At 69.0% G+C, this 22,001-nt stretch carries 21 protein-coding genes; 6 read left to right on the forward strand and 15 right to left on the reverse strand.

The window, feature by feature from the left end:
* The first annotated feature begins 59 nt into the window (after positions 1–59).
* Complete coding sequence (locus WA670_RS39300; RefSeq protein ID WP_336161142.1) at positions 60–857, forward strand: VOC family protein; 798 nt, start codon at positions 60–62, stop codon at positions 855–857.
* Positions 858–1,657: 800 nt separating this feature from the next.
* Here the strand turns inward: WA670_RS39300 and glpK are convergent.
* Positions 1,658–3,166, reverse strand: a complete 1,509-nt coding sequence (glpK, locus tag WA670_RS39305; RefSeq protein WP_037816066.1) for a glycerol kinase GlpK — start codon at positions 3,164–3,166, stop codon at positions 1,658–1,660.
* A gap of 22 nt (positions 3,167–3,188) precedes the next feature.
* Positions 3,189–3,938 (reverse strand): MIP/aquaporin family protein, encoded by a 750-nt coding sequence (locus tag WA670_RS39310; protein WP_037816065.1) that lies wholly within the window; start codon positions 3,936–3,938, stop codon positions 3,189–3,191.
* Between the two features lie 201 nt (positions 3,939–4,139).
* Here WA670_RS39310 and WA670_RS39315 point away from each other — a divergent pair, with 201 nt between their 5' ends.
* The gene (locus WA670_RS39315; protein WP_106961289.1) at positions 4,140–5,909 is read left to right on the forward strand and encodes a glycerol-3-phosphate dehydrogenase/oxidase; all 1,770 of its coding nucleotides are present in this window, start codon (positions 4,140–4,142) and stop codon (positions 5,907–5,909) included.
* A gap of 33 nt (positions 5,910–5,942) precedes the next feature.
* Here WA670_RS39315 and WA670_RS39320 read toward each other — a convergent pair whose 3' ends face one another.
* The 6 genes from WA670_RS39320 to WA670_RS39345 form a co-directional block, all read right to left on the reverse strand.
* Positions 5,943–6,476: a GNAT family N-acetyltransferase gene (locus WA670_RS39320; protein ID WP_205670288.1), complete on the reverse strand. Its 534-nt coding sequence runs from the start codon at positions 6,474–6,476 to the stop codon at positions 5,943–5,945.
* A 172-nt stretch (positions 6,477–6,648) separates the two neighbouring features.
* Positions 6,649–7,926, reverse strand: coding sequence for a sensor histidine kinase (locus WA670_RS39325; RefSeq protein ID WP_134732564.1), 1,278 nt, complete (start codon positions 7,924–7,926; stop codon positions 6,649–6,651).
* A complete protein-coding gene (locus WA670_RS39330; RefSeq protein ID WP_134732566.1) occupies positions 7,911–8,291 on the reverse strand; it encodes a DUF1707 SHOCT-like domain-containing protein in 381 nt (126 codons plus the stop codon). Before WA670_RS39330 ends, WA670_RS39325 begins: the two co-directional genes overlap by 16 nt.
* Positions 8,292–8,299: 8 nt before the next feature.
* Positions 8,300–8,857 (reverse strand): DUF1707 SHOCT-like domain-containing protein, encoded by a 558-nt coding sequence (locus WA670_RS39335; protein ID WP_134732567.1) that lies wholly within the window; start codon positions 8,855–8,857, stop codon positions 8,300–8,302.
* A gap of 54 nt (positions 8,858–8,911) precedes the next feature.
* Complete coding sequence (locus tag WA670_RS39340) at positions 8,912–10,705, reverse strand: acetyl/propionyl/methylcrotonyl-CoA carboxylase subunit alpha (protein WP_037816057.1); 1,794 nt, start codon at positions 10,703–10,705, stop codon at positions 8,912–8,914.
* A 102-nt stretch (positions 10,706–10,807) separates the two neighbouring features.
* Complete coding sequence (locus tag WA670_RS39345) at positions 10,808–11,128, reverse strand: SAV_915 family protein (protein WP_106961290.1); 321 nt, start codon at positions 11,126–11,128, stop codon at positions 10,808–10,810.
* Between the two features lie 29 nt (positions 11,129–11,157).
* On the opposite strand from WA670_RS39345, the gene WA670_RS39350 reads away from it, so the two are divergent.
* Positions 11,158–11,877, forward strand: a complete 720-nt coding sequence (locus WA670_RS39350) for a hypothetical protein (protein WP_134732568.1) — start codon at positions 11,158–11,160, stop codon at positions 11,875–11,877.
* A 3-nt stretch (positions 11,878–11,880) separates the two neighbouring features.
* On the opposite strand, the gene WA670_RS39355 is transcribed toward WA670_RS39350, so the two are convergent.
* The 6 genes from WA670_RS39355 to WA670_RS39380 form a co-directional block, all read right to left on the reverse strand.
* Positions 11,881–13,227, reverse strand: coding sequence for a dicarboxylate/amino acid:cation symporter (locus tag WA670_RS39355; protein ID WP_167754313.1), 1,347 nt, complete (start codon positions 13,225–13,227; stop codon positions 11,881–11,883).
* Positions 13,228–13,330: 103 nt separating this feature from the next.
* Positions 13,331–13,942, reverse strand: a complete 612-nt coding sequence (locus tag WA670_RS39360) for a Maf family protein (RefSeq protein WP_037816053.1) — start codon at positions 13,940–13,942, stop codon at positions 13,331–13,333.
* A gap of 377 nt (positions 13,943–14,319) precedes the next feature.
* Entirely contained in the window at positions 14,320–15,939 is a 1,620-nt protein-coding gene (locus WA670_RS39365; protein ID WP_134732569.1) for a DHA2 family efflux MFS transporter permease subunit, read from the reverse strand.
* Positions 15,920–16,528, reverse strand: coding sequence for a PadR family transcriptional regulator (locus WA670_RS39370; RefSeq protein WP_275294433.1), 609 nt, complete (start codon positions 16,526–16,528; stop codon positions 15,920–15,922). The genes WA670_RS39365 and WA670_RS39370 overlap by 20 nt, the downstream gene beginning before the upstream one ends.
* 332 nt (positions 16,529–16,860) lie before the next feature.
* Complete coding sequence (locus WA670_RS39375) at positions 16,861–17,637, reverse strand: SDR family NAD(P)-dependent oxidoreductase (protein ID WP_134669332.1); 777 nt, start codon at positions 17,635–17,637, stop codon at positions 16,861–16,863.
* Positions 17,634–18,233, reverse strand: a complete 600-nt coding sequence (locus WA670_RS39380) for a hypothetical protein (RefSeq protein WP_037816047.1) — start codon at positions 18,231–18,233, stop codon at positions 17,634–17,636. Before WA670_RS39380 ends, WA670_RS39375 begins: the two co-directional genes overlap by 4 nt.
* A 132-nt stretch (positions 18,234–18,365) precedes the next feature.
* On the opposite strand from WA670_RS39380, the gene WA670_RS39385 reads away from it, so the two are divergent.
* Entirely contained in the window at positions 18,366–19,277 is a 912-nt protein-coding gene (locus tag WA670_RS39385) for a LysR family transcriptional regulator (RefSeq protein ID WP_037816045.1), read from the forward strand.
* A gap of 40 nt (positions 19,278–19,317) precedes the next feature.
* A complete protein-coding gene (locus tag WA670_RS39390; protein ID WP_336161150.1) occupies positions 19,318–20,022 on the forward strand; it encodes a tyrosine-protein phosphatase in 705 nt (234 codons plus the stop codon).
* Here WA670_RS39390 and WA670_RS39395 read toward each other — a convergent pair.
* Entirely contained in the window at positions 20,012–21,313 is a 1,302-nt protein-coding gene (locus WA670_RS39395; RefSeq protein ID WP_037816042.1) for an MFS transporter, read from the reverse strand. The genes WA670_RS39390 and WA670_RS39395 overlap by 11 nt on opposite strands.
* Before the next feature lie 73 nt (positions 21,314–21,386).
* Here WA670_RS39395 and WA670_RS39400 point away from each other — a divergent pair, with 73 nt between their 5' ends.
* Complete coding sequence (locus WA670_RS39400) at positions 21,387–21,998, forward strand: TetR/AcrR family transcriptional regulator (RefSeq protein WP_134669338.1); 612 nt, start codon at positions 21,387–21,389, stop codon at positions 21,996–21,998.
* The last annotated feature ends 3 nt before the right edge of the window (positions 21,999–22,001 follow it).

Genomic DNA, 22,001 nt, shown 5'->3' on the forward strand with positions numbered 1-22,001 from the left:
CGATTTTGTCGGTGCCCGGTGCGACACTGTGGCGGTTGGCACAATTCTGGGAGGCACGCATGATCACCAGGACAGAACCGTGGCCCGCGGGCACACCGTGCTGGGGCGACTTGATGGTGCCTGACCGCGACAAGGCGGTCACGTTCTACGAGTCGCTGCTCGGCTGGACAGTCGAATCCGGCGGCCCGGAGACCGGTTATTACGGAATGGCGCAGATCGACGGCAAGCCGGTCGCGGGCATCGGGCAGATCCCGCCGGAGCAGGCAGGCATGCCGCCGATGTGGACGACGTACCTGTCAGTGTCCGATGTGGACAAGACGGCAGCCGCGATCGCCGAAGCAGGCGGTCAGGTCATCGCACCGCCGATGGACGTCCTGACCGAAGGCAGGATGGCCATCGCGACCGACCCGACCGGAGCGACGTTCGGCCTGTGGCAGCCAGGCAGGCACTCCGGCACGCAGGCGACGCTGACGCCAGGGGCTCCCGCGTGGAACGAATGCATGACCCGGGATTTCGCCGCGGCCAAGCAGTTCTACGGCGACGTGTTCGGATACGGCTTCGGCGACATGTCCGGGCCAGGCTTCACCTACGCAACGCTGGACGTCGACGGGCGGCCGGTCGGTGGCCTTGGCGGGCTGGCCGCGGACAGCCAGGCATCGCCTGGTTGGGTGACGTACTTCTGGACCGCCGACGCGGACGAGGCAGCAGCGCGAATCCCGGACCTGGGCGGAACGGTGGTGAGCCCTCCGACGGACACCCCACACGGCCGGATGGTGATCGCGATGGATGACCAGGGGGCGGGGTTTTCGCTGATGGCACCGAACTCGCAGTCCGGGACGCAGGAGGGGTGGGGGTGACGGTTGGGGCCAGGGTGATGTGAGCCCCCGCCGGGGCGGGTTGGCCGAGTTGGCTGACCGGTGAGGCGGGGGACCGGCGGGGCGGCGGACTGTGCGGTGCCGGGCCGTGTCGCCGGACTGGGCGGTGCCGCGCGGTGTGGCTGTGCTGCGCTGGGCCGTGTGGCCCGGCGGGCATGGCCGTGTGGTTGTGCGGTGCGAGGCCGTGTTGCCGGACTGGGCAGGGCAGTGCCTGCGCAGTGGCAGGCCGCCGTGTTGCCGGACTGGGCAGAGCCGCGTGGCTTGTGCTGCGCTGGGCCGTGTTGTCCGGCGGACAGGGCCGTGTGGCTGTGCGGTGTCAGGCCGTGTTGCCGGACCGGGCGGGGCGGCTGTGCTGAGCTGGGCTGTGTTGTGCGGCGGGCATGGCCGTGTGGCTGTGCAGTGCGAGGCCGTGTTGCCGGACTCGGCAGGGCCTTGCGGCTGTGCGGTGGTGGGCCGGACTGGGCAGGGTCGCGTGGCTGCGCTGAGTTGGGCGGGCCGGTTTGGTGCGGCTTGCGGTTGTCGGGCGGGACTCTGCCCGGTGCCAGCCTGAGCTGAGTTCGGCGGTGTCGGGCTGCGCTGTGCACATTCGCGGCGGGATCGGTGGCGAGGTCGGCGCGTTCGGTGGAGTCGGCAGCGTGGGTCAGAAGTACGTGAGGGGAACCCTGACGGAATCAGATTCCCCCAGGGTTCCCCTCACGATCATCGGCCAGCCAAGCCGCACACCGTTGCGGCGGCGGAGCCCACCAGAAAGCTCAAGCACGCCCCACCTCAGACCGGAAGGATCAGTCCTCCACCCAGTCGAAGGTCTTCGTCACCGCCTTCTTCCAGTTCCGGTATTCCTTCTCCCGCCGCGACTCGTCCATCGACGGGTCCCACTGCTTGTCCTTGGCCCAGTTGGTCCGGATGTCGTCCTCCGACTCCCAGAACCCGACCGCCAGCCCCGCCGCGTAAGCCGCTCCCAGGGCCGTCGTTTCGTTCACCACCGGGCGGATCACCGGCACGCCCAGGATGTCCGCCTGGAACTGCATCAGCAGTTCGTTCACGACCATCCCGCCGTCGACCTTGAGCGACTTCAGCGGGACACCCGAGTCGGCGTTCATCGCGTCGATCACCTCTCGCGACTGGAACGCCGTCGCCTCCAGGACCGCGCGCGAGATGTGGCCCTTGTTCACGAACCGGGTCAGGCCGACGATCGCGCCGCGGGCGTCGGAGCGCCAGTACGGGGCGAACAGGCCCGAGAACGCGGGCACGAAGTACGCGCCGCCGTTGTCGTCGACCGTTCGGGCGAATTCCTCGATCTGGGCCGCCGACGAGATCAACCCCAGGTTGTCCCGCAGCCACTGCACGAGCGAACCGGTGACCGCGACCGAGCCCTCCAGTGCGTACACCGTGTCGTTCGAGCCGATCTTGTAGCAGACCGTCGTGAGCAGGCCGTTTTCCGACAGGACCTTCTCGGTGCCGGTGTTCAGCAGCACGAAGTTGCCGGTGCCGTAGGTGTTCTTGGCTTCGCCCGGCGAAAGGCACGCCTGGCCGAACGTCGCCGCCTGCTGGTCGCCGAGGATGCCCGCGATCGGCACTTCCGCGAGGGCCCCGCGCGGGCGGACCTTGCCGTACACCTCCGACGACGACCGGATCTCCGGCAGCATCGACAGCGGGATCCCCATCTCCGCCGCGATGTCCTCGTCCCACTGCAGGGTGTCGAGGTCCATCAGCAGCGTGCGCGACGCGTTCGTCGGGTCCGTCACGTGCACGCCGCCGTCGGTGCCGCCGGTCATGTTCCACAGCACCCAGGTGTCCATGTTGCCGAACACCAGATCGCCCGCCTCGGCCCTGGCCCGTGCGCCCTCGACGTTGTCGAGGATCCACTTGATCTTCGGGCCGGAGAAGTACGTCGCGAGCGGGAGCCCGGTCTTCTCGCGGTAGCGCTCCTGGCCGCCGCCGAGCGCGCCCAGTTCGCCGGCGATCTTGTCGGTGCGGGTGTCCTGCCAGACAATCGCGTTGTACACCGGCTTCCCGGTCTTGCGGTCCCACACGAGCGCCGTCTCGCGCTGGTTCGTGATGCCCACCGCGGCGATGTCGGTCGGCCGCAGGTCGGCCTTGGCGAGCGCGCCCGCCGCGACCGCCCGGGTGTTTTCCCAGATCTCCTCGGCGTTGTGCTCGACCCAGCCCGCCTTCGGGAAGATCTGCTCGTGCTCGCGCTGGTCGACCGCGACGACACGGCCGGAGTGGTCGAAGATCATGCAACGCGTCGACGTGGTGCCCTGGTCGATCGCGGCGACATACGAAGTCATGGATTCCCTCCGGAAAGCTGGATCAGGTCAGGTTGTGCACGGCCAGGTACACCAGCGCCGCCAGCGCGGCGCCGAGGAGCGGACCGAGGACCGGCACCCACGAGTAGTTCCAGTCCGGGTCGCGCTTGCCCTTGATCGGCAGCAGGAACGCGTACGCGATCCGCGGGCCGAGGTCGCGGGCCGGGTTGATGGCGTAGCCGGTCGGCCCGCCGAGAGAAATACCGATCACCAGCACGACGAACGACACCCCGGCGTAGCCGAGCGCGGTGTTGCCGAAGGTCGGCGTCCCGTCCGAGGCGGTCTTGAACGCCGGCGTCAGCAGGATCCAGCCGACCAGCACGAAGGTGCCGATGACCTCGGTCACCAGGTTCCACGCCTTGTTCCGGATCTGCGGGGCGGTGGAGAAAATGCCGAGCGTCTCCTCCGGATTCGGATGGTCGTCGAACTGCAGTTTGTAGGTCAGCCAGCACAGCACGGCGCCGAGAATCGCGCCGAGCATTTCGCCGATCAGGTAGAACGGCACGTCCGCCCACGAAACCTTGCCCGAAATGGCCAGCCCGAGGGTGACCGCCGGGTTCAGGTGCGCGCCGGTCGGCGCGGCGAGGCTGGCGCCGGCGAACACGCCGAAGGCCCACCCGAAGGTGATGAACAGGGTTCCGGCTTGAAAGCCGTTGTTCTTTCGCAGCACGACGTTGGCCACAACGCCGTTGCCCAGCAACAGGAGCACTGCCGTGCCCAACAGTTCCCAGACGATGATCGCACCCGGACTCACGCTCTCCGCACCTCCACACTGGACAGTCTGTGCAGGGCCGATCACGTCCGGCCACAGCCTCGTCGCCGACCCCAGTCCGCGGCACGTTACCGTCGCGTACGCGTGCAATCCATAAGCCGGGCGAACCAATGTGACCATGATCGTCATGGGTTCCGCCACACGTGTCACCTCGGGGTCAGCAGACGATCACGCAAGCGTGCGATGCTGGGGAAGGTGGAGCACGAGGAGGAACGAGTGGTGACGAATCCGCGCAACGGCAGCGACCCGGCCCAGCTGGGTCCGGCGGGCCGGGAGGAATCCTGGCGGCGTTTCGGCGACGAGACCTTCGACCTGGTCGTGATCGGCGGCGGCGTCGTCGGCGCGGGCACCGCGCTCGACGCGGCGACCCGCGGCCTGCGGGTGGCTCTCGTCGAGGCCCGCGACCTGGCGTCCGGCACGTCCAGCCGGTCGAGCAAGCTCTTCCACGGCGGCCTGCGTTATCTCGAACAGCTCGAGTTCGGCCTGGTGCGCGAGGCGCTGCACGAGCGCGAGCTGATGCTGACGAAGATCGCGCCGCACCTGGTCAAGCCGGTGAGCTTCCTGTACCCGCTGACGCACCGGATCTGGGAGCGTCCGTACACCGCCGCCGGGCTGCTGATGTACGACACGATGGGCGGCGCCCGGTCGGTGCCGGGCCAGAAACATCTCACCCGCGCGGGTGCCCTCCGAATGGTCCCCGCGCTCAAGCGGTCGGCGCTGATCGGCGGCATCCGGTACTACGACGCGCAGTCGGACGACGCCCGGCACACGATGACCGTCGCGCGCACCGCCGCGCATTACGGCGCGGTGGTCCGGACCTCCACCCAGGTCGTCGGCTTCCTGCGCGAGGCGGACCGGATTTCCGGCGTGCGCGTGCGCGACGTCGAGGACGGCCGCGAGACCGAGATCCAGGCCGGCGCGGTGGTCAACTGCACCGGCGTGTGGACCGACGAACTGCAGCGGCTGTCCGGCGGCCGCGGCCGGTTCCGCGTACGCGCCAGCAAGGGCGTGCACATCGTGGTTCCGCGCGACCGGATCGTGTCGGAGTCGGGCATGATCCTGCGCACCGAGAAGTCGGTGCTGTTCGTCATCCCGTGGCGCAACCACTGGATCGTCGGCACCACCGACACCGACTGGAACCTCGACCTGGCGCATCCGGCGGCCACCAAGCACGACATCGACTACCTGCTCGAACACGTGAACTCGGTGCTCGCGACGCCGCTGACGCACGACGACATCGAAGGCGTGTACGCGGGCCTGCGTCCGCTGCTGGCCGGCGAGAGCGAAGAGACGTCGAAGCTGTCGCGCGAGCACGCGGTCGCGCGGGTCGCGCCGGGCCTGGTCGCGATCGCGGGCGGCAAGTACACGACGTACCGGGTGATGGCGGCCGACGCCGTCGACGCCGCGGTGGTCGACCTGCCGGGCCGCCCGCCGTCGTCCATCACCGACAAGGTCCCGCTGCTCGGCGCGGACGGCTACCACGCGCTGGTCAACCAGGCCGACCACCTGGCCGCGGAGCACGGGCTGCACCCGTACCGCGTGCGGCACCTGCTCGACCGCTACGGCTCGCTGGTGCACGAGGTGCTGGCGCTCGCGGCGGACCGGCCGGAGCTGCTCAAGCCGATCGAGTCGGCGCCGGATTACCTCGGCGTGGAGGTCGTGTACGCGGCCAGCCACGAGGGTGCGCTGCACCTGGAGGACGTCCTCGCCCGGCGCACGCGGATCTCCATCGAGTACGCCCACCGCGGCGTCGACTGCGCCGAGCAGGTCGCGCAGCTGGTGGCGGGCGTGCTGGGCTGGTCGGAAGAGGAGACCAAGCGCGAGGTCGAGGTCTACCGGGCGCGGGTCGAGGCGGAGCGGGATTCGCAGCTGCAGCCGACGGACGAGTCGGCGGACGCGTTGCGGGCGGCCGCGCCGGAGGCTCGCGCGGGGCTGATCGAGCCGGTCAGCTGAGCTTTCCTCGTGAGTGCCGGGCAGAACCGGCACTCACGAGGGCTTGAGCACCCAGCGGATGAGCGTTTCGCCGCTGGGCGAGGGCCGGTCTTCGGGCCCGACCCGGCTGAACCCGGCCCGCCGCGCGACGATCTCGGACGCGGTGTTGCTTTCGTCGTGCCGATAAGCGATCTCGTGCAGGCCCAGCCGGGCGAACCCGAATTGGATCGCGGCCGAAAGCCCTACGGCCGCAATGCCTTTGCCTCGTTCGGCCGGATGCGTCCACACCGACGCCTCGGCGGTGCCGAAGTTGAGGTCCAGATCGCGCAGTCCGACCTCGCCGAGCAGGCGGCCGGTCTCCGGCTCGGCGACGGCCCACGAGCAGCGCTCGTCGCACGCCCACTGAGCGGCGCGCAGCGTCACGTACTCGGTGGCCTCGTCGGGGGTGCGCAACCGGTAGTTCAGCACGTACCGCCGATGCTGCGGGTCCGCGAACGCCTCCATCAGCGCGGGCCGGTCGTCGAGATGCCGGTCCGCGCGCAGCTGGCGCAGGTAGTACGCGCCCGCGTTGATTTCCACGGGTTCCACGACACGAGCCTAGCCGTCCGGAGGCGGGAAATGGCTGCGTGCCGCGTCACGGCCAGGTCACCCGAAGGGGCGGGCAGCCGCGGTCAGCGAGGCGGGGACACGACATCGCGCGCTGGCTGGAAGCGTTGCCGCACAACGGACATGGCAGGTGTCGCGGCAGCGCCGAGGGCGGTCAGCTGGCTTGAGCGGGCGACGGGATCGCCGGGAACTCCGCGTGCACGGCGGTCCCTTCCCCACGCGCGGATTCGATGGTCAGCGAACCCGCCACCCGTTGCACCCGCTGGCGCATGGCTTCCAGGCCGAAGCCGGTGCCGTCGCCGCGGTCACCGGAGGCGAAACCTCTTCCGTCGTCCCGGACGTCGAGCATGACCAGGTCGCTCGTGTAGGTGAGCGTGATGCCGATGCGGGTGGCATGTGCGTGTTTTTCCGCGTTGGCCAACGCTTCCTGCGCCACCCGGTACAGCGCGACCTCCAGCTCCGGCAGCAACGGCTGGGCATCGCCTGCTACGTCGGCGGTCACCTGGGTGCCGGAAGTGCCGGACACTCGATTTGCCAAGCCTGCCAACGCTTCCGGCAGATGCGAGTCCGCTAATGGTTCCGGTCGCAACGCTTGAACCGCTCGGCGTGCCTCGGTGAGACTGTCCTTCGCCAGCGTGTGCACGTGGTCGAGATGCCGCTGCCGATCCGCGGCTTCGGTGGCCCGGTCGGCGGCCTGCAGCTGGGTGACGATGCCGGTCAATCCCTGGGCGACAGTGTCGTGGATTTCGCGAGCCATGCGCTGTCGCTCGTCGAGCACCCCGGCCTCGCGGGCTTGGGTGAGCAGTTGTGCGTGCAGCGCCGCGTTTTCTGTCAGGGCTGTTTCCAGCTGCGCGTTCGACTGGGCGAGTTTTTCGTTGGTGCGACGACGTTGTTCGTTCTCCGCGCCGACGAACCACGCCACGTACAGAATCGGACCGACGATCGACACCGCGGTGATCCATGGCGGCGAAGGTTCCCAAATTCCCTTGGCCAGCAACGGAACCACCGCCGTTGCGGCCGCGGCGAAGATGCTCCAGCGGGTCGGGAACAACACGAACGCGATCGGGTAACCGATTGAAGCGAAGGCAGTGAACGGATCCACTCGCGAGGTGAGCACGGTCGCGCCAGCCAGCAGCACGACGAAAAACCCGATGGCCAGCCACGGTTTCCGCGTGCGTCGCGGGAAAACCGGGATCAGCACCAGCAACCACAGTCCGCTCGCCGCGGCGAGCAGCAGCGTGGTGCGCCATTGCGCGGGATCACCGTGTGGCTGACCGGCGGCGATGATCGTGCACACCGCGAGCGCCAGAATCCCGATCCCGGCGAACAGCGGGCCTGCCCATCGCTCGGCTTTCGGATCGACCGAGCCCGGCCGCAGCCCGATCATCGGACTCGGCCGCGTGCGTTCCGGCGGGCTCAGCGCCGCCGCCATCCGCTGAACAGGATCAGCAGCAACGGCAGCGCGAAGACGATCAGCAACCGTCCACGAGTCACGATGAGCACGACGACCGCCAAGGCGATGGAAAGCGGCACCGAATACCGCCACACGAACGCGCCCAGCTTGCCGTTGCCCGCGGGCACGACCGGTTCCGCCCGGGCCGTGGCCAGCAGCGCGCTCGGCCGCGGCGAAGGCAGGTCGTCGAACAACGGCACCAGTTCGCTGACCAGCTTGGCTGACGTGACCTTCGCCGAGCGGCTGCCGTACTCGTCGATGTCGAGGCGTCCGGTGCGGACGTGCTCGGAGAGGACATCGAGCGCGTCCTGGCGTTCGGCGTCGCTCAGCCGCAGGTCAGCCATGGTCCGCCTCAGCGGTCCAGCCGGCGCTGCCGCCGGTGCTCGTCGCGCATCGCGCGGAACTCCTCGCGGCGTTCCCGGTGCCGGTCGTGGTGGTGATGGTCATGGTGCTCGAAACCCTTGCCCCAGAGCGCGCGGCCGACCGCGGTGAGCGCGATCGGCGCGAAGATCACCGGCCATCCCGCGGTGCCGGTGGCGATCAGGGCGATCGCCGCGATCCACACCAGCGGAACCAAGGCGGCGACGGCACGTTGCCCTGCCGACCACTCCGGCTGCCGCGCGGCCACCTCGCCGGACGCCGCGGGTTGCGGCACAGGCAGCGGGGGCGGCACCGCGGCCGGTTCCGGCGCGGCGGTCGCGCCCGCGCCGAACACCGGATGCGGCACCGGAAGATCGGTGAACAGCTCGCCCAGTTCGCCCCGGGTTTTAGCCGCGGTGATCCGGGCGGATCGTTCGCCGAACTCGTCGATGTCGATCCGTCCCGCACTCATGTGCTCACCGAGCGCATGCAGCGCGGACTCTCGCTCCTGGTCGCTGATCCGCAGCTGCGGAGACGGAACCTCAGTCACGTAGTCGATGGTAGGCCGCGCGAGCGCGCGGCACCCACGACATTCAGCACAACTTCAGTCCTTGAGCTCCAAGAGTTGCGTTCCCTGCGTGACCGCGGAGCCGATCTCGACCGAAAGCCCGGTGACGGTGCCCGCTTTGTGCGCGGTTACCGGGTTTTCCATCTTCATCGCCTCGAGCACGACGATCAGCTCGCCCGCTTCGACGTGCTGGCCTTCTTCGACCGCGATCTTCACGATGGTGCCCTGCATCGGCGCGGTGACCGCGTCGCCACTCACCGCTGCCTTCGCGCCGCCTGCCCGCTTGCGCGGCTTGGCTTTCGTCGCCGCGGGCGCGCCGCCGCCTTCGAGGGCGAACCCGCCCGGCAGCGACACCTCGAGCCGGCGTCCGCCGACCTCGACCACGACGTTCTGCCGCGGTGCCTCTTCCTCGGCCTCGACGTCCGGCGCGACGAACGGCTCGATCTGGTTGTCGAACTCGGTCTCGATCCAGCGGGTGTGCACGCTGAAGCCGTTTTCGTCGCCGATGAACGCCGGGTCGTTCACGATCACGCGGTCGAACGGCAGCACCGTGGCCATGCCCTCGACCTCGAACTCGGCCAGCGCGCGGCGGCTGCGCTCGAGCGCGTTCTGCCGGTCCGAACCGGTGACGATGAGCTTGGCGAGCATCGAGTCGAACTGGCCGCCGATCACGCTGCCGGATTCGACGCCGGAATCGACGCGCACGCCCGGACCGGACGGGGCGACGAACTTGGTGACGGTGCCCGGCGCGGGCAGGAAGCCGCGGCCGGCGTCCTCGCCGTTGATGCGGAACTCGATCGAGTGGCCGCGCGGCGTCGGGTCCTCGGTGATCCGCAGCTTTTCGCCGCGGGCGATCCGGAACATCTCGCGGACCAGGTCGATGCCGGTGGTCTCCTCCGAAACCGGGTGCTCGACCTGCAGGCGGGTGTTCACCTCGAGGAAGGAAATGGTGCCGTCGACCGCGACGAGGTATTCGACGGTGCCCGCGCCGTAGTAGCCGGCCTCCTTGCAGATGGCCTTGGCGGACTCGTGGATCCGGGCGCGCTGGTCGTCGGACAGGTACGGCGCGGGGGCCTCTTCCACCAGCTTCTGGTGGCGGCGCTGCAGCGAGCAGTCGCGGGTGCCGACGACGATCGCGTTGCCGTGCTGGTCGGCCAGCACCTGCGCCTCGACGTGCCGCGGCTTGTCCAGGTAGCGCTCCACGAAGCATTCGCCGCGACCGAACGCGGCCACCGCCTCGCGCGTCGCGGACTCGAACAGTTCGGGGATTTCCTCCCGGGTGCGGGCGACCTTCAGACCGCGGCCGCCGCCGCCGAATGCCGCCTTGATCGCGACCGGCAGGCCGTGCTCGTCGGCGAACGCGATGATCTCGTCGGCGTCCTTCACCGGCTCCTTGGTGCCGGGCACCAGCGGCGCGCCCGCGCGCATCGCGATGTGCCGCGCGGTCACCTTGTCGCCGAGGTCGCGGATCGACTGCGGGCTCGGCCCGATCCAGGTCAGGCCCGCGTCGAGGACGGCCTGGGCGAACTCGGCGTTCTCGGAAAGGAAGCCGTAACCGGGGTGGACCGAATCGGCGCCGGACCGCTTGGCGGCGTCGAGGATCTTGTCGATCGCGAGGTAGCTCTCGGCCGCGGTGTTCCCGCCGAGGGCGAACGCCTCGTCGGCGAGGCGCACGTGCGGAGCGTCGCGGTCCGGGTCCGCGTACACGGCCACGCTCTGCAGGCCGGCGTCCTTCGCTGCCCGGATCACGCGAACCGCGATCTCGCCCCGGTTCGCGACCAGGACCTTGGTCACCGGACCGCCTGTGCTCGCGGTGTCCTGCTCGCTCACCACATACCTCCCGTGCCCCGTCGCCGAGCTGCTGGTCAACCGGGAGTCTACGGACCAGGACCGGGCCTGGATTGAGAGGTGGACCACCCAGTTCGGTCCTGTTTATACCCGTCCGGCAGGGGCCTGATGCCGCAGTTCGGCCGGTAGTTCGGAGTCGAGCACGATGACGTCGTAGGGGTTGACCTGGTGCACGAGCGCCAGGTTTTCGGTGTTGACCAGGATCCACGGCTGGTGCTCGCCGCAGCAGTCGACGAGCCGGTCGAGCGCGGTGAAGGCGACCAGCGCGGTGCGGCCGTCGGGGGTGCGGCGCAGTTCGACGTTGGCTCCGGTCTGGCCGTCGGTGGTCGGGCCGGTGGGGCCGGTCGGCAGGTAAAGGGCCGGGGGCAAATTGGGGTTCGTCACTCCGACAACATAGACGGACACGGTGCGCAAGGTCGCTTACAGTCTCGGATATGCGGACTTGGCCGAAGCGCGTCCCGCGATCCGCGCTGCTCACCGCCGTTCTCGCGGCGGTGGTCACGGCGGCGGCGCTCGTCGTGGTCGTCACGATGCGCCCGAAGCCGGACGGCGCGGAGACCATGACGCCGAGCGAGCCCGCCGCGGCTCCGGTCGAAGCACCGTCCTCGACCTGCGGAAACGGTCCGTGCAAGCAGTTGGCGGCGGTGAGCGTCGGCGGTACCCCGGTCGTGTTGCAGGCGGATGCCTCGGGCGGATCGGGCCGGGTCCAGGTCGGGCAGCAGCCGTTCGAACTGGCGATCACGAACCTGGGCGCGAAGCTGACGGCGACTTCCCTGCGCTGTATCGACGGATCGACCGCCGCGTGCCTGATCCGCGGCGACGCGGCCGGCGGTGCGTACGGCGAATTGCTGACCGAGTCCGGTGGCGTGTGGCGCGACTACGGCAAGCCGTATTTCTCTGACGCCGGCTCGCTGTCGCTCTACGACGTGAGCCAGGACGGCCGGGCGGACGTGATCGTCGTCCGGCACGAATGCCCGAAGGCGGTGTCCGGCACCCCGCGCTGCCAGGCGGCTCCGGTGGTCGCGGAGGTGTACGAACTCGACGGCGAGGTGATGGGCTGCACGAGCACCGTCACCTCGCCGTCGGATTTCCGCGGCTGGCCGGACGTCGAGCTGAAGAAAACCCAGCTGCGGCGCTGTTCCGGCAACTCCTGAGACTCAGGCGGTGGCGGGCCGGGCGGCGCCGCCCTCGTCGCGGTGGTTCGGGCGAGCGGTCTGGGTGTTGAGGATTTCGTCGTCGAGCAGGCCTTCGCTGCGCGCGACGATTGTCGGGACCACGATCTGGCCCGCGACGTTCGTGGCGGTGCGCATCATGTCCATGATCGGGTTCACCGAGTAGATCAGCGCGATGCCGAGCGCGACCTGCTTGGCGTCGAGTCCGATGAACGCGGTGGTCAGGGTGAGCGCGGTCAGCCAGCCGGTGGTGCCCGCGGTGGCCAGCGCACCGACCACGGCGACGACCACGATGCCGACGTACTGGCCGAAGCTCAGCGGCACCCCGGCGAGGTTGGCGATGAAGATCGCGCCGATCGCCGGGAACACCGCGGCGCAACCGTCCATTTTGGTCGCGCTGGCGAGCGGGGTGGCGAAGGCGGCGTATCCGGGGTCGACGCCGAGGTTCACCGCGGACTGCCGGGTCAGCGGCAGCGTGGCCGAACTCGACTGCGACGCGAACGCGAACTGGATCGCCGTGCCCGCCTTGGCGAAGAACGTCAGCGGGTTCACCTTCGCGACGAACTGCAGCAGGATCGGGTAGACGACGAATAGGATCAGCAGGCAGCCGACGTACACCGCGATCGTGGTCGACAGCAGCGGACGGAACAGCGCGTCGCCGTAGTTGGAGACGGCGGCGCCGATCAGGCCGATGATGCCGATGGGCGCGAGGCGCACGATCCAGCCAAGGTAACGCTGGACGATTTCGAAGACGCTCGTGGTGAAGTCGACGAACGGCTTCGCCTTGTCGCCGAGGCTGTAGGCGGCGGCACCGATCACGACGGCGAGGAACAGCACCTGGAGCGTGCTGCCCTCGGCGAAGGCGGAGAAGAAGTTCTCCGGCAGCAGGCCCTTGATGAAGGCGTCCCAGGAACCCCAGTGGCTCATGCTCTTCGCGGCCTTGTCGGCGTTCTTCGCGGTGGCCGCGACGCCCTCGCCGAGCCCGCCGGAGCCGGGGTTGAACAGCTTGCCGATCGCGATCCCGATCAGCGAGGCGATGAACGACGTGATCGCGAACCACAGCACGGTCTTGCCGCCGAGCCGCGCGGCGGTGCGGCCGCCGCCGAGGCCGCGGAGGCTGTTGATGCCGACCACGATCGCGGTGAAGACCAGCGGGATCACCGCGATCTGCAGCAGGGTCGTGAAGATCGTGCCGATGTGGTCGAGGGTGTCGGTCAGCCAGCCGGCTTCAGTCGTCCGCGCGAGCACGCCGAGTCCGGCGCCCACGACAAGCGAACCGAGCACGGCCGCGGCGAACACGCGCGGCTTTGTGTACGTCCTTGCGAAGGACATGTGCCACCCCAGAGAGGTCGAGAGTTTCCGCTGGCCCGGGTGCGGGCCGGAATCGACTTTCCCTGATCACTCGACCGAGTGACACATCGTCCCAATATGTGAACTAGTTCCACATTTCGGTCACGCTGACGCCGACCTCGGCGAGCAGCTGGCGCAGCAGCGGAAGACTGATCCCGATCACACTCGACGGGTCTCCTTCGACCCCCTCGACAAACCATCCGCCGAGCGCGTCGAGCGTGAACGCCCCCGCGACGTGCAGCGGTTCGCCAGTGGCGACGTAGGCGTCGATCTCGGCCTGGCTGGGGTTGGCGAAGTGCACGGTGGTGGACCGGGTGCCGGAGGCTTCCTTGGTGCGCTGCCCGCCGTCGAGCCGGACCACGGCATGCCCGGTGAGCAGGACGCCGGAGCCGCCCGCCATCCGAGCCCACCGCTGCTTCGCGACCTCGGCGGTCGCGGGCTTGCCGACCATCTCGCCGCCGATGGAAAGCATGGAATCGCAAGCGACGATCACGGCGTCGGGCTCGGAGACCATCTCGACTACGGCGTTGGCCTTGGCCTTCGCGAGGGCCAGGACGAGTTCGGCGGGTTCGGGATCGGTGAGCGCCGCCGCGACGGCATCCTCGTCGACACCGGACACGACAACGGCCGGGTCGAGACCGGCACTGCGCAGGACGGCGAGGCGGGCGGGGGACTGGGAGGCGAGGACTAGACGCACAGGCGAACGCTACCTCGACGGGGCGGGGTTGGGGGTGTGTGGCCCGGGGGCGATGATTTGGTGCCGCGGGTTTCGCGGCCGGGTTCGCAAAGCGGGGCGGGCGTCGTGGCACCGGGTCGCGAGCCGGGCGCTAGGTCTGGCATTGAGCCAGGATCCCGGCGGGGGCGTGCGCGGGGATGCCGAGCCGGTGGTTGCTGGGCGAGGAACGCGCCTGGCACGCCCGGGCTTTCTGTGCACCGGCAGACCTCGCCGCTGCGCGCGGAATTGCGTCGGGGGCCAACAATGCTGCTGTGGGACGAGAGTCGCGTGGATTGTCTCTCGCCGCCTCCCGGGCCCCGGCTGGAGTGGGGTCCAGCCGGGGCCCGGGGGTCAGCTCGTCATCGGGCTGGTTCTGGGGTCGGGGCGGTCGGCGCGGGGGTGTGCGGCCTAGGGGACACCCGGCGCAATGCCGCTGCTGACAAAACTCCCAGTATCAGCACCGCGATCGGCAGGATCAGTGTCGCGCGGGCGGCATCGGTGAGTCCATTGTGGACAACCTCGCTGGCGAGGCGGCCCGCTTGGGCGGCGATGTCCGCCGGGAGGCCCGGGATGGGGGATGGGCCGCCGGAGGAGCCGAATTCGCCGGTGGACGCCGCGGCGTGGGCGATGCCTTCGGTGAAGGGGGCGCGGTACTGCTCCGGCAGTTTCGCGGCCGCGGTGGCGGCCTCGCTCGTGATCGACGCGCTGATCCTCGCTTGCAGGAGCACGCCGATCGCGGCGCTGCCCAGGACGCCGCCTACCTGGCGGGCGGTGTTGAAGATGCCCGAGGCGGTGCCGGTGAGCCGCGGTTCTACCGACGCCATCGTCAGGTTGCTCATGGGGGAGAAGATGCAGCCGACGCCGAGGCCGCACACCAGCAGAGCCGGGATCAGTGCCCACGGGCTCGTGTCCGGTCGTGCTTGCAGCGCGATGATGCCGACGCCCGCGGCCAGCAGGGCCAGGCCGCCCATCACCAGGTATTTGCCGTTGATCTTGTCCGAAGCGCGGCCGACGAAGGGGGCGATCACGCCGGACAGCAGGGACATCGGGGCGGTGAGCAGGCCCGCCATGGTGGGGGAGAGGCCGAGGACCGTCTGGATGTAGATGATCAGCGGCAGGAACATGCCGGTCATCGTGAAGCCGACGGTGGTCGCGGTGAGCGTGCCCGCGGAGAAGTTGCGGTTCGCGAACACCTGCAGCGGGACCAGCGGTTCGCGGCGGTTGTAGTGCTGCCACAGCACGAAAGCGATCAACAAGACCACGCCGGCGCCGATGATTTCGAAGACTGTGATGCCGCCGAACACCGTGCCCCAGTCGTACTGCTGTCCATTTTGGACACCGAAGACGACGCAGAACAGCCCGGCCGCGGACAGCAGGATGCCGATCAGGTCGAACGAATGCGAGTGCTTCGGCTGCCAGTCCGGCACCAGCCACAGCGTCAGCGCGATCGCGACGACGCCGATCGGCACGTTCACGTAGAAGATCCACTCCCAGCCGAGGTGCTGCACCAGCACGCCGCCCAGCAGCGGGCCGGTGATCGTGGCCAGGCCGGCGACCCCGCCCCACGCGCCCATCGCCGCGCCGCGCTTCGCGGGCGGGAACAGGTGGCTGATGAACGCCAGCGTCTGCGGCGTCATCAGTGCGGCGCCAAGGCCTTGCACGGCACGGGCGGCGATCAGCATCTCGACGTTGCCGGAGAGGCCGCACCACAGCGACGAAGCGGTGAACACCACGAGCCCGGCGACGAACACGCGCTTCGGGCCGAAGCGGTCGCCGAGGCGGCTGGTGAACAGCATCGGCACGGCGTAGGTGAGCAGGTAGACGCTGATCACCCACACCACCGAGTTCAGCCCGGCGTCGAGGTGCTGCAGCATGGCGGGCACCGCGATGGACACGATCGTGGTGTCCAGCAGGATCATGAAGAACCCGATGCAGAGCGCGCTGAGCGCGGCCCACGGGTTAACCGGTCTTGCGTTCATGGTTTTCCTTGAGCTTGAGTTTCTTGTCCTGGAAAGGGATCCGGCCGCTGTCGAGGTCCGCGAACAGCTGCTCGATCCACGCGAGCTCGAACTTCCGCTGCGCCGCGCTGAACCGGAAGTCGAGCCAGTAGATTTCGGGGGTGCCGTCGGATTCCAGCCGCTCGAGGATCACCTGGTCAGCGGCCACGCCCGCGCGCAGCCGGGTGATCCGGTGCTCCAGTTCGAGCAGCGCGACGTCGCGTCCGAGATCGTCGATCACGGCGAGCCCGCTCAGCACGTCGCTGTAGTCCGGCACTACGTCGCCCAGCATCTGCCGGGCTCGTTCCTGGAAGGCGTCTTTGCCCGCGGCCGTCATGGCATACACCGTGCGCTCCGGCCGTTTGCCGTCCCGCTGGGTTTCGACCACATCGACGAAACCGTTGCGCTGCAACCGATCCACCGTGTGATAGAGCGATCCGGCCTTGAGCTTCACGCGGTTTTCGACGTGCCGTTCCCGCATCAGCTGGGCCATTTCGTACGGGTGCATCGGCCGCTCGTGCAGCAGCTCGAGCACGGCGACGCCCAGTGCCGTGAGCTTGGCCGCGACCATGACGGTTCCTCCAGAAGATCCAATCGAGTGACCCAACGTGGGTTATTCCACGTGGACTATACGGTGTGGAACAAGCTGCGGTCCAGTGTGATCCGCGCTGGTGAGCAGCTTGTCGCTGACGGTGACGGGTGGTGCGTGATGGGGCGAGCGTAACGACGACCACCGACAAAAACCGGCGATCGCCTGTTCGACCGCCGTTTTCCGACCCGTCGCGGAACCTGATCGAACGCCGCCGATCCGCGTTCACCGCAGTTGGCAGCACGACCAAAGCGGCGGGCCGCGGCGTCCTCTCCTGACGCCGCGGCCCGCCGCTCCCTGTGTGCTGTCGTGGTTCAGGACATGACCGCACCGCCGTCGACCGCGATGGTCTGACCGGTGATGTTGGCTGCCTTGTTCGAGAGCAGGAACCCGACCGTCTCGGCGATGTCGGCCGGGGTCTGCGGGCGTTTCATCGGGACCATCCGGTCGACGAACCCGGCGAAGAGCTGTTCCGGAGTGGCGCCGGCCGCGGCGGGATCGTTCGCGACCATCTGCTCGGTGGCGCTCCGCCACATGTCAGTCCAGATCAGACCGGGCATGACCGCGTTGGCCCGCAGCCCGGTGGGAGCGCCGGCCCGGGCCACCGCGTGCGTCATTTCGAGGACCGCGGCCTTGGACGCGCCGTAGTCGGCGATCGTCTCCATTCCGAGGCGGGCGCCGATCGAAGCGATGTTGACGATCGCGCCGGGGCGGCCGGCGCGGCGGCGGAGAAGTTCCTGGCACGTCAGGAAAGTCCCGCGAGTGTTGATCGCGAACGTGCGATCCCATTGCCGCACGGTCAGCTCGGTGAACGGGGTCAGCACGCCGCCGACGCCCGCGACGTTGGCCAGCGCGGTGACCTCGCCGAGTTGTTCTTCGGCAAGGGAGAACGCGGCTCGCACCGACGCGTGGTCACTGACGTCGCAAACGGCGTGGGCGACTCTGGCACCGCCGACGGCCAGCTTCGCCGCGGTCTCGGCGAGACGGCCGGAATCGATGTCGGTGAGCAGGACCGCGTGCTCCTCGACCAGCCGGGCGGCGATGGCGGCGCCGAGACCGCCCGCGGCCCCGGTGACCAGTGCGACGCTCACGGCAGGACCTTCTCGATCTCCGGGGCGAGCAGTTCGGCGGCCCGCGCCGCGGTGATGATGTCGGCCGGTTCGAGCGGGATGATCTCCCGCGAGGCGGTGTCCTCGTAGACGTGCTCGCCGATCAGCCTGCAGTTTTCGTCATAGGGCCAGTGGAACGCGAGCGTGCGCTTGAGCAGGTGCATGTCCCCGGGATCGTCCCCGGCCCGCACCGAACCGAAGACGGTGTCGCCGAGCATCGCGCCGGGCACGAACTCGAAGAACTCCAGCTCGCCGGAGAATCCGCGGTCGTTGACCGCGATGTCCTGGTTGCTGACCCACATGACCAGTGCGTTCGCCTCGATCAGAGACTGGTAGAACGCCTTGACCTCGGCCATCCCGTCCAGGATCAGCGAGGTGCCGGACTCGTGGATGCGGTAATGCGGGTGCTCCACGGTCATGGTCGGCGCCAGCAACTCCTCGTAGCGTCCCGACACCTCCAGCAGGGCGTGCAAGCGGTAGTTCTTCAGGATCGCGCGGTGGCGCGGGTTGTCGGTTTCCGCGATCTGCTTCTCCAGGCTTGCGAACATGTTCTGGAAGTCGTGCTCGTAACGGCTCACCGTTGCTCCTCGTCGAGTCGGTTCGGGGTAGCCCCAACCCTGGGCGCGCCGCACGGGAAGGTCCATGACAAGCCTGTCGCCTCCCGTGAACTCATCGGTTAACCTCGCAGGTCACCGTCCCGAGGAGTCGGCGTGGACCTCAACCTGCATCTCGTGCGCTACCTGGTCGCGGTCGTCGACGAGGGGCACTTCGGCCGCGCGGCGGACAAGCTCTACGTCAGCGCCCCGGCGTTGAGCCAGCAGATCCGCAAACTGGAACGCACGCTCGGCGCCGAACTGCTGGACCGTTCCGCCCACCCCGTCCGTCCCACCCCGGTCGGCCGCCGTTTCCTCGACGAGGCACGGCAAGCACTGGCCGCGGCCGACCGTGCCGTCGCCGCCGTCGAGGCCCACCGCCGGGAACTCGCCGCCACGCTGCGGGTCGGCTTCATGAGCGCCTCGGCGGGCCCGCTCGTCCGGAACATCGTCGACACGGCACGGCGCGAGGAGCCCGGACTGTCGATCCGGATGGTGGAGCTGCCGTGGTCGCAGCAGGCCACGACGGTGCGCGACGGTGAAGTCGACGCCGCTTTGGTCCGGCCTCCCATTGCCGACGCTACGGGTCTCCGCCTCGACGTCGTGCACCATGAACCCCGGGTCGTGGCGCTGCCGGTCACCCATCGCCTCGCCTCGAGGGACGCGGTCGAACTCGCCGACCTCGACGGCGAAATCCACCTCACCGACGACGACGCCGACCCCGCCTGGGTGCGCTGGTGGGCCTGCGATCCCCGCCCCAGCGGCATTCCCGTCCGCTACGGCCCGTCGGTCCGCACCATGGACGAGATGCTCGAGGCCGTCGCGGGAGGGCAGGCCATCGTGATCACCGGCAGCTTCGTCGCTGACGGCTATCGCCACCCGCACGTCGCGTTCGTCCCGATCATCGACGCCGAACCTTGCCCGATCTCCCTGTGCACCCGGGCCGCCGACACCTCGCCGCTCGTCGGAGCATTGCGCAATGCAGCACGCGCACTGCGTCCTCCGCAGACGGACGGCGTCGACAACTGACTGGTTGCCCGCAGCGAGAGAGCCGGGCCAGGATCGGCTGATGGGCGAGAACCGGGCAGTGGGATGGGAAGGCTTCTTCAACACCCGAGACCTCGGCGGTCTCCCGACCCGATCCGGCGGCGTCACCCGATCCGCGCGGTTCTATCGGTCCGCCAGCCTCCGGTTTGTCACCGGCACCGGCTGGGCTCAGGCGCGGGAATCCGGCCTCCGCACCATCATCGACCTGCGAAACCCCGCCGAGATCAGCACCTACGCCGTCACCGTGCCAGCCGGGATGACGCGTCTCGAAGTTCCGCTGGACGACGTCGAAGACACCGAGTTCTGGCAATACATCGCCGACGAGCAACTCGACGGCACCCCGCTGTATTACCGCGTTTTCCTTGACCGTAAAGCAGAACGCTGCGCAACCGTCCTGAAAGCGCTGGCCCGGGCCGAAAGCGGCGTGCTCTTCCACTGCACTTCCGGCCGAGACCGCACCGGCCTTATCTCGCTCCTCCTGCTCGCCCTCGCCGATGTCGACCCGGAAACCATCGCCGCCGATTACGCCCTCTCCACCGAAGCCGTCCTCCCGCTGTACCGGGCGTTAGGCGTCGAAGACCAAACCGCGCTGCTCGAAGCAGCTTTGGCCCGCCGTCAGACCACGATCCGGGAAGCCGTCCTGGCCACCCTCGATGGCTTCGACGTCCGTGACTACCTCGTCCGCGCCGGGATGGCTGCGGACGAGGTAGACCGGCTCAGTCGGTGACCTGGTGCAGCTTCCGGGCCCGGCGGCTGCCCAGCGAGTACCACCCGGCGATCCCGGTGCCGACGGTGAGCGCGGCCGCGCTGATGCCCAGCGACCAGTGCACCCCGACCGCGGAACCGAGCAGCCCCACGGTGAATCCGCTGCCCGCGCGGAGACCGTTGGCGGACACGCTGTACACGCCGATCACCCGGCCGCGTTCCTCCGGTTTCGCCAGCAACTGCACGACGGTCTGGCCGATCGACATCGACGCCAGGTTCGCCACGCCGCCGATCACCAGCAGTGCCACCGCGATCGGATAGCTGGCGGTCATCGCGAAGAACAGGCTCGAGAGCCCGTAGATCGCCGTGCTGATCACCGCCGCGGGCACGTTCGGTTTGATCTTTCCGGTCGCTTCCAGCAGGATCCCGCCGATCACGCCGCCCGCGCCGTTGGCGAACAGCAGCACGCCGTACGCGGTTCCGGCGCTGCCCGCGCCGAGGTCCTGCGCGAAGATCGGCATCGAACTCTGCATCGAGGCTCCGACGAAGAACGCGCCGAGCCCGGCGAGGATGATCATCCCGACCATCGTCGGATTCCCGCTGATTTCCTTGAGGATCCGCACCGAATCCATCAGCCCGACCCGTGGCCGACGGATGATTCCGCCGTCTCGCGTGTGTCCGGTGAACTTGGTGCGGAACAGGAACACGGTCAGCGGCAGGTAGAACGCGACGTTCACGAAAATGCCCGCCACCGGACCGAGCCCGAGCAGCAGCGCCGAACCGACGACCGGGCCGAAGAGGATGCCCAGGCTGCGGAAGGTGGCGTTGAGCCGGACCGCGCTCGGCAATTCGGCGGGGCCGACGAAATCGTGCAGCATCAACTGCTCGCCCGGACCCCAGATCGCGCCCGCGCAGCCGTGCAAAATCAGCAGTACGCAGGCACTCCACACCTCGAGCGTGTCGGTGAGGATCAGCACGCCCCACGCCGCGGACACCGCCATGAACAGCACCTGCGCGGCCTGGATGATCCGGCGGCAGTCGTGCCGGTCGGCCAGTCCGCCGAAGTACACCGAGAACAGCAGGAACGGCACCCAGTGGCTGATCACCTCGAACCCGGTCAGCGCGGGCGACTGGAACTTCTCCCACAGCACCCAGTAGGTGATGACGTGCTCGATGTTGTCGGCCATCATCGCCAGGCCGGTGCCGATCAGATACGGACGGCAGTCCTTGTTGTACAGCGCCGCGAATTTGCGCGGGGCTGCGGCGACCCCGGATTCGGGTTGGTGCGTCGGCACCCCGCACGCGGAACACATGACTGAGAACCCCCTAGTGAGCTGGTGCTCGTAACGCTAGACGAGACGTTGCGTCTTGGCTAGACTTCGGCACGTGGGCGACGTCACTCAGCCCGGCGAGCGCCGGCATCACGGGAACCGGTACGGCCGCAGCGAGAACGCGCGCCGCGCGGTTCTGCACGCGGTCGACGATCTGCTGGTGGAGGTCGGGTTCGCCCGGCTCACGATGGAGGGCATCGCGGCACGGGCCGGGGTCGGGAAGCAGACTGTCTACCGCTGGTGGCCGTCCAAAGTGGACATTCTGCTCGAGGCGCTCGGCGACGACCTCGTCGAGGAACTCTCCCCGCCCGATTCCGGCGAGCTGCGCAAGGACCTCCGCGCGCACCTCGCCGCGATCGCGTCCTTCCTGACCACCGCCGACGCCGGAGCGGTGTTACGCACGCTGCTCGGCCAGGCCCAGCACGACCCGGACCTGGCGCGGCATCTGCGCGAGGTGCACCTCCGTGCCCAGCATGCGCGCGACCGGTTGCCGCTCGAACGTGCCGTCGCGCGCGGCGAGTTGTCGTCAGAGGTCGACCTGGACAGCGCGGTCGAGCACCTCGTCGGGCCGATCCACTACCGCGTGCTGGTCACCGGCGCGCCGGTGCCGCCGGAGTTCACGAATGGCCTGGTCGAGCGATTCCTCCGGGAGCATCCGCCCGGGTAGGCT

The sequence above is a fragment of the Amycolatopsis sp. VC5-11 genome (genome assembly GCF_037034185.1).
GTDB lineage: Bacteria > Actinomycetota > Actinomycetes > Mycobacteriales > Pseudonocardiaceae > Amycolatopsis > Amycolatopsis nivea.

Bases quoted from the DNA above. Each gene is read 5' to 3' on its own strand.
- WA670_RS39300 (WP_336161142.1), top strand. From the start codon at position 60: ATGATCACCAGGACAGAACCGTGGCCCGCGGGCACACCGTGCTGGGGC.
- glpK (WP_037816066.1), bottom strand. From the start codon at position 3,166: ATGACTTCGTATGTCGCCGCGATCGACCAGGGCACCACGTCGACGCGT.
- WA670_RS39315 (WP_106961289.1), top strand. From the start codon at position 4,140: ATGCTGGGGAAGGTGGAGCACGAGGAGGAACGAGTGGTGACGAATCCG.
- WA670_RS39325 (WP_134732564.1), bottom strand. From the start codon at position 7,926: ATGGCGGCGGCGCTGAGCCCGCCGGAACGCACGCGGCCGAGTCCGATG.
- WA670_RS39330 (WP_134732566.1), bottom strand. From the start codon at position 8,291: ATGGCTGACCTGCGGCTGAGCGACGCCGAACGCCAGGACGCGCTCGAT.
- WA670_RS39350 (WP_134732568.1), top strand. From the start codon at position 11,158: ATGCGGACTTGGCCGAAGCGCGTCCCGCGATCCGCGCTGCTCACCGCC.
- WA670_RS39355 (WP_167754313.1), bottom strand. From the start codon at position 13,227: ATGTCCTTCGCAAGGACGTACACAAAGCCGCGCGTGTTCGCCGCGGCC.
- WA670_RS39365 (WP_134732569.1), bottom strand. From the start codon at position 15,939: ATGAACGCAAGACCGGTTAACCCGTGGGCCGCGCTCAGCGCGCTCTGC.
- WA670_RS39370 (WP_275294433.1), bottom strand. From the start codon at position 16,528: ATGGTCGCGGCCAAGCTCACGGCACTGGGCGTCGCCGTGCTCGAGCTG.
- WA670_RS39390 (WP_336161150.1), top strand. From the start codon at position 19,318: ATGGGCGAGAACCGGGCAGTGGGATGGGAAGGCTTCTTCAACACCCGA.
- WA670_RS39395 (WP_037816042.1), bottom strand. From the start codon at position 21,313: ATGTGTTCCGCGTGCGGGGTGCCGACGCACCAACCCGAATCCGGGGTC.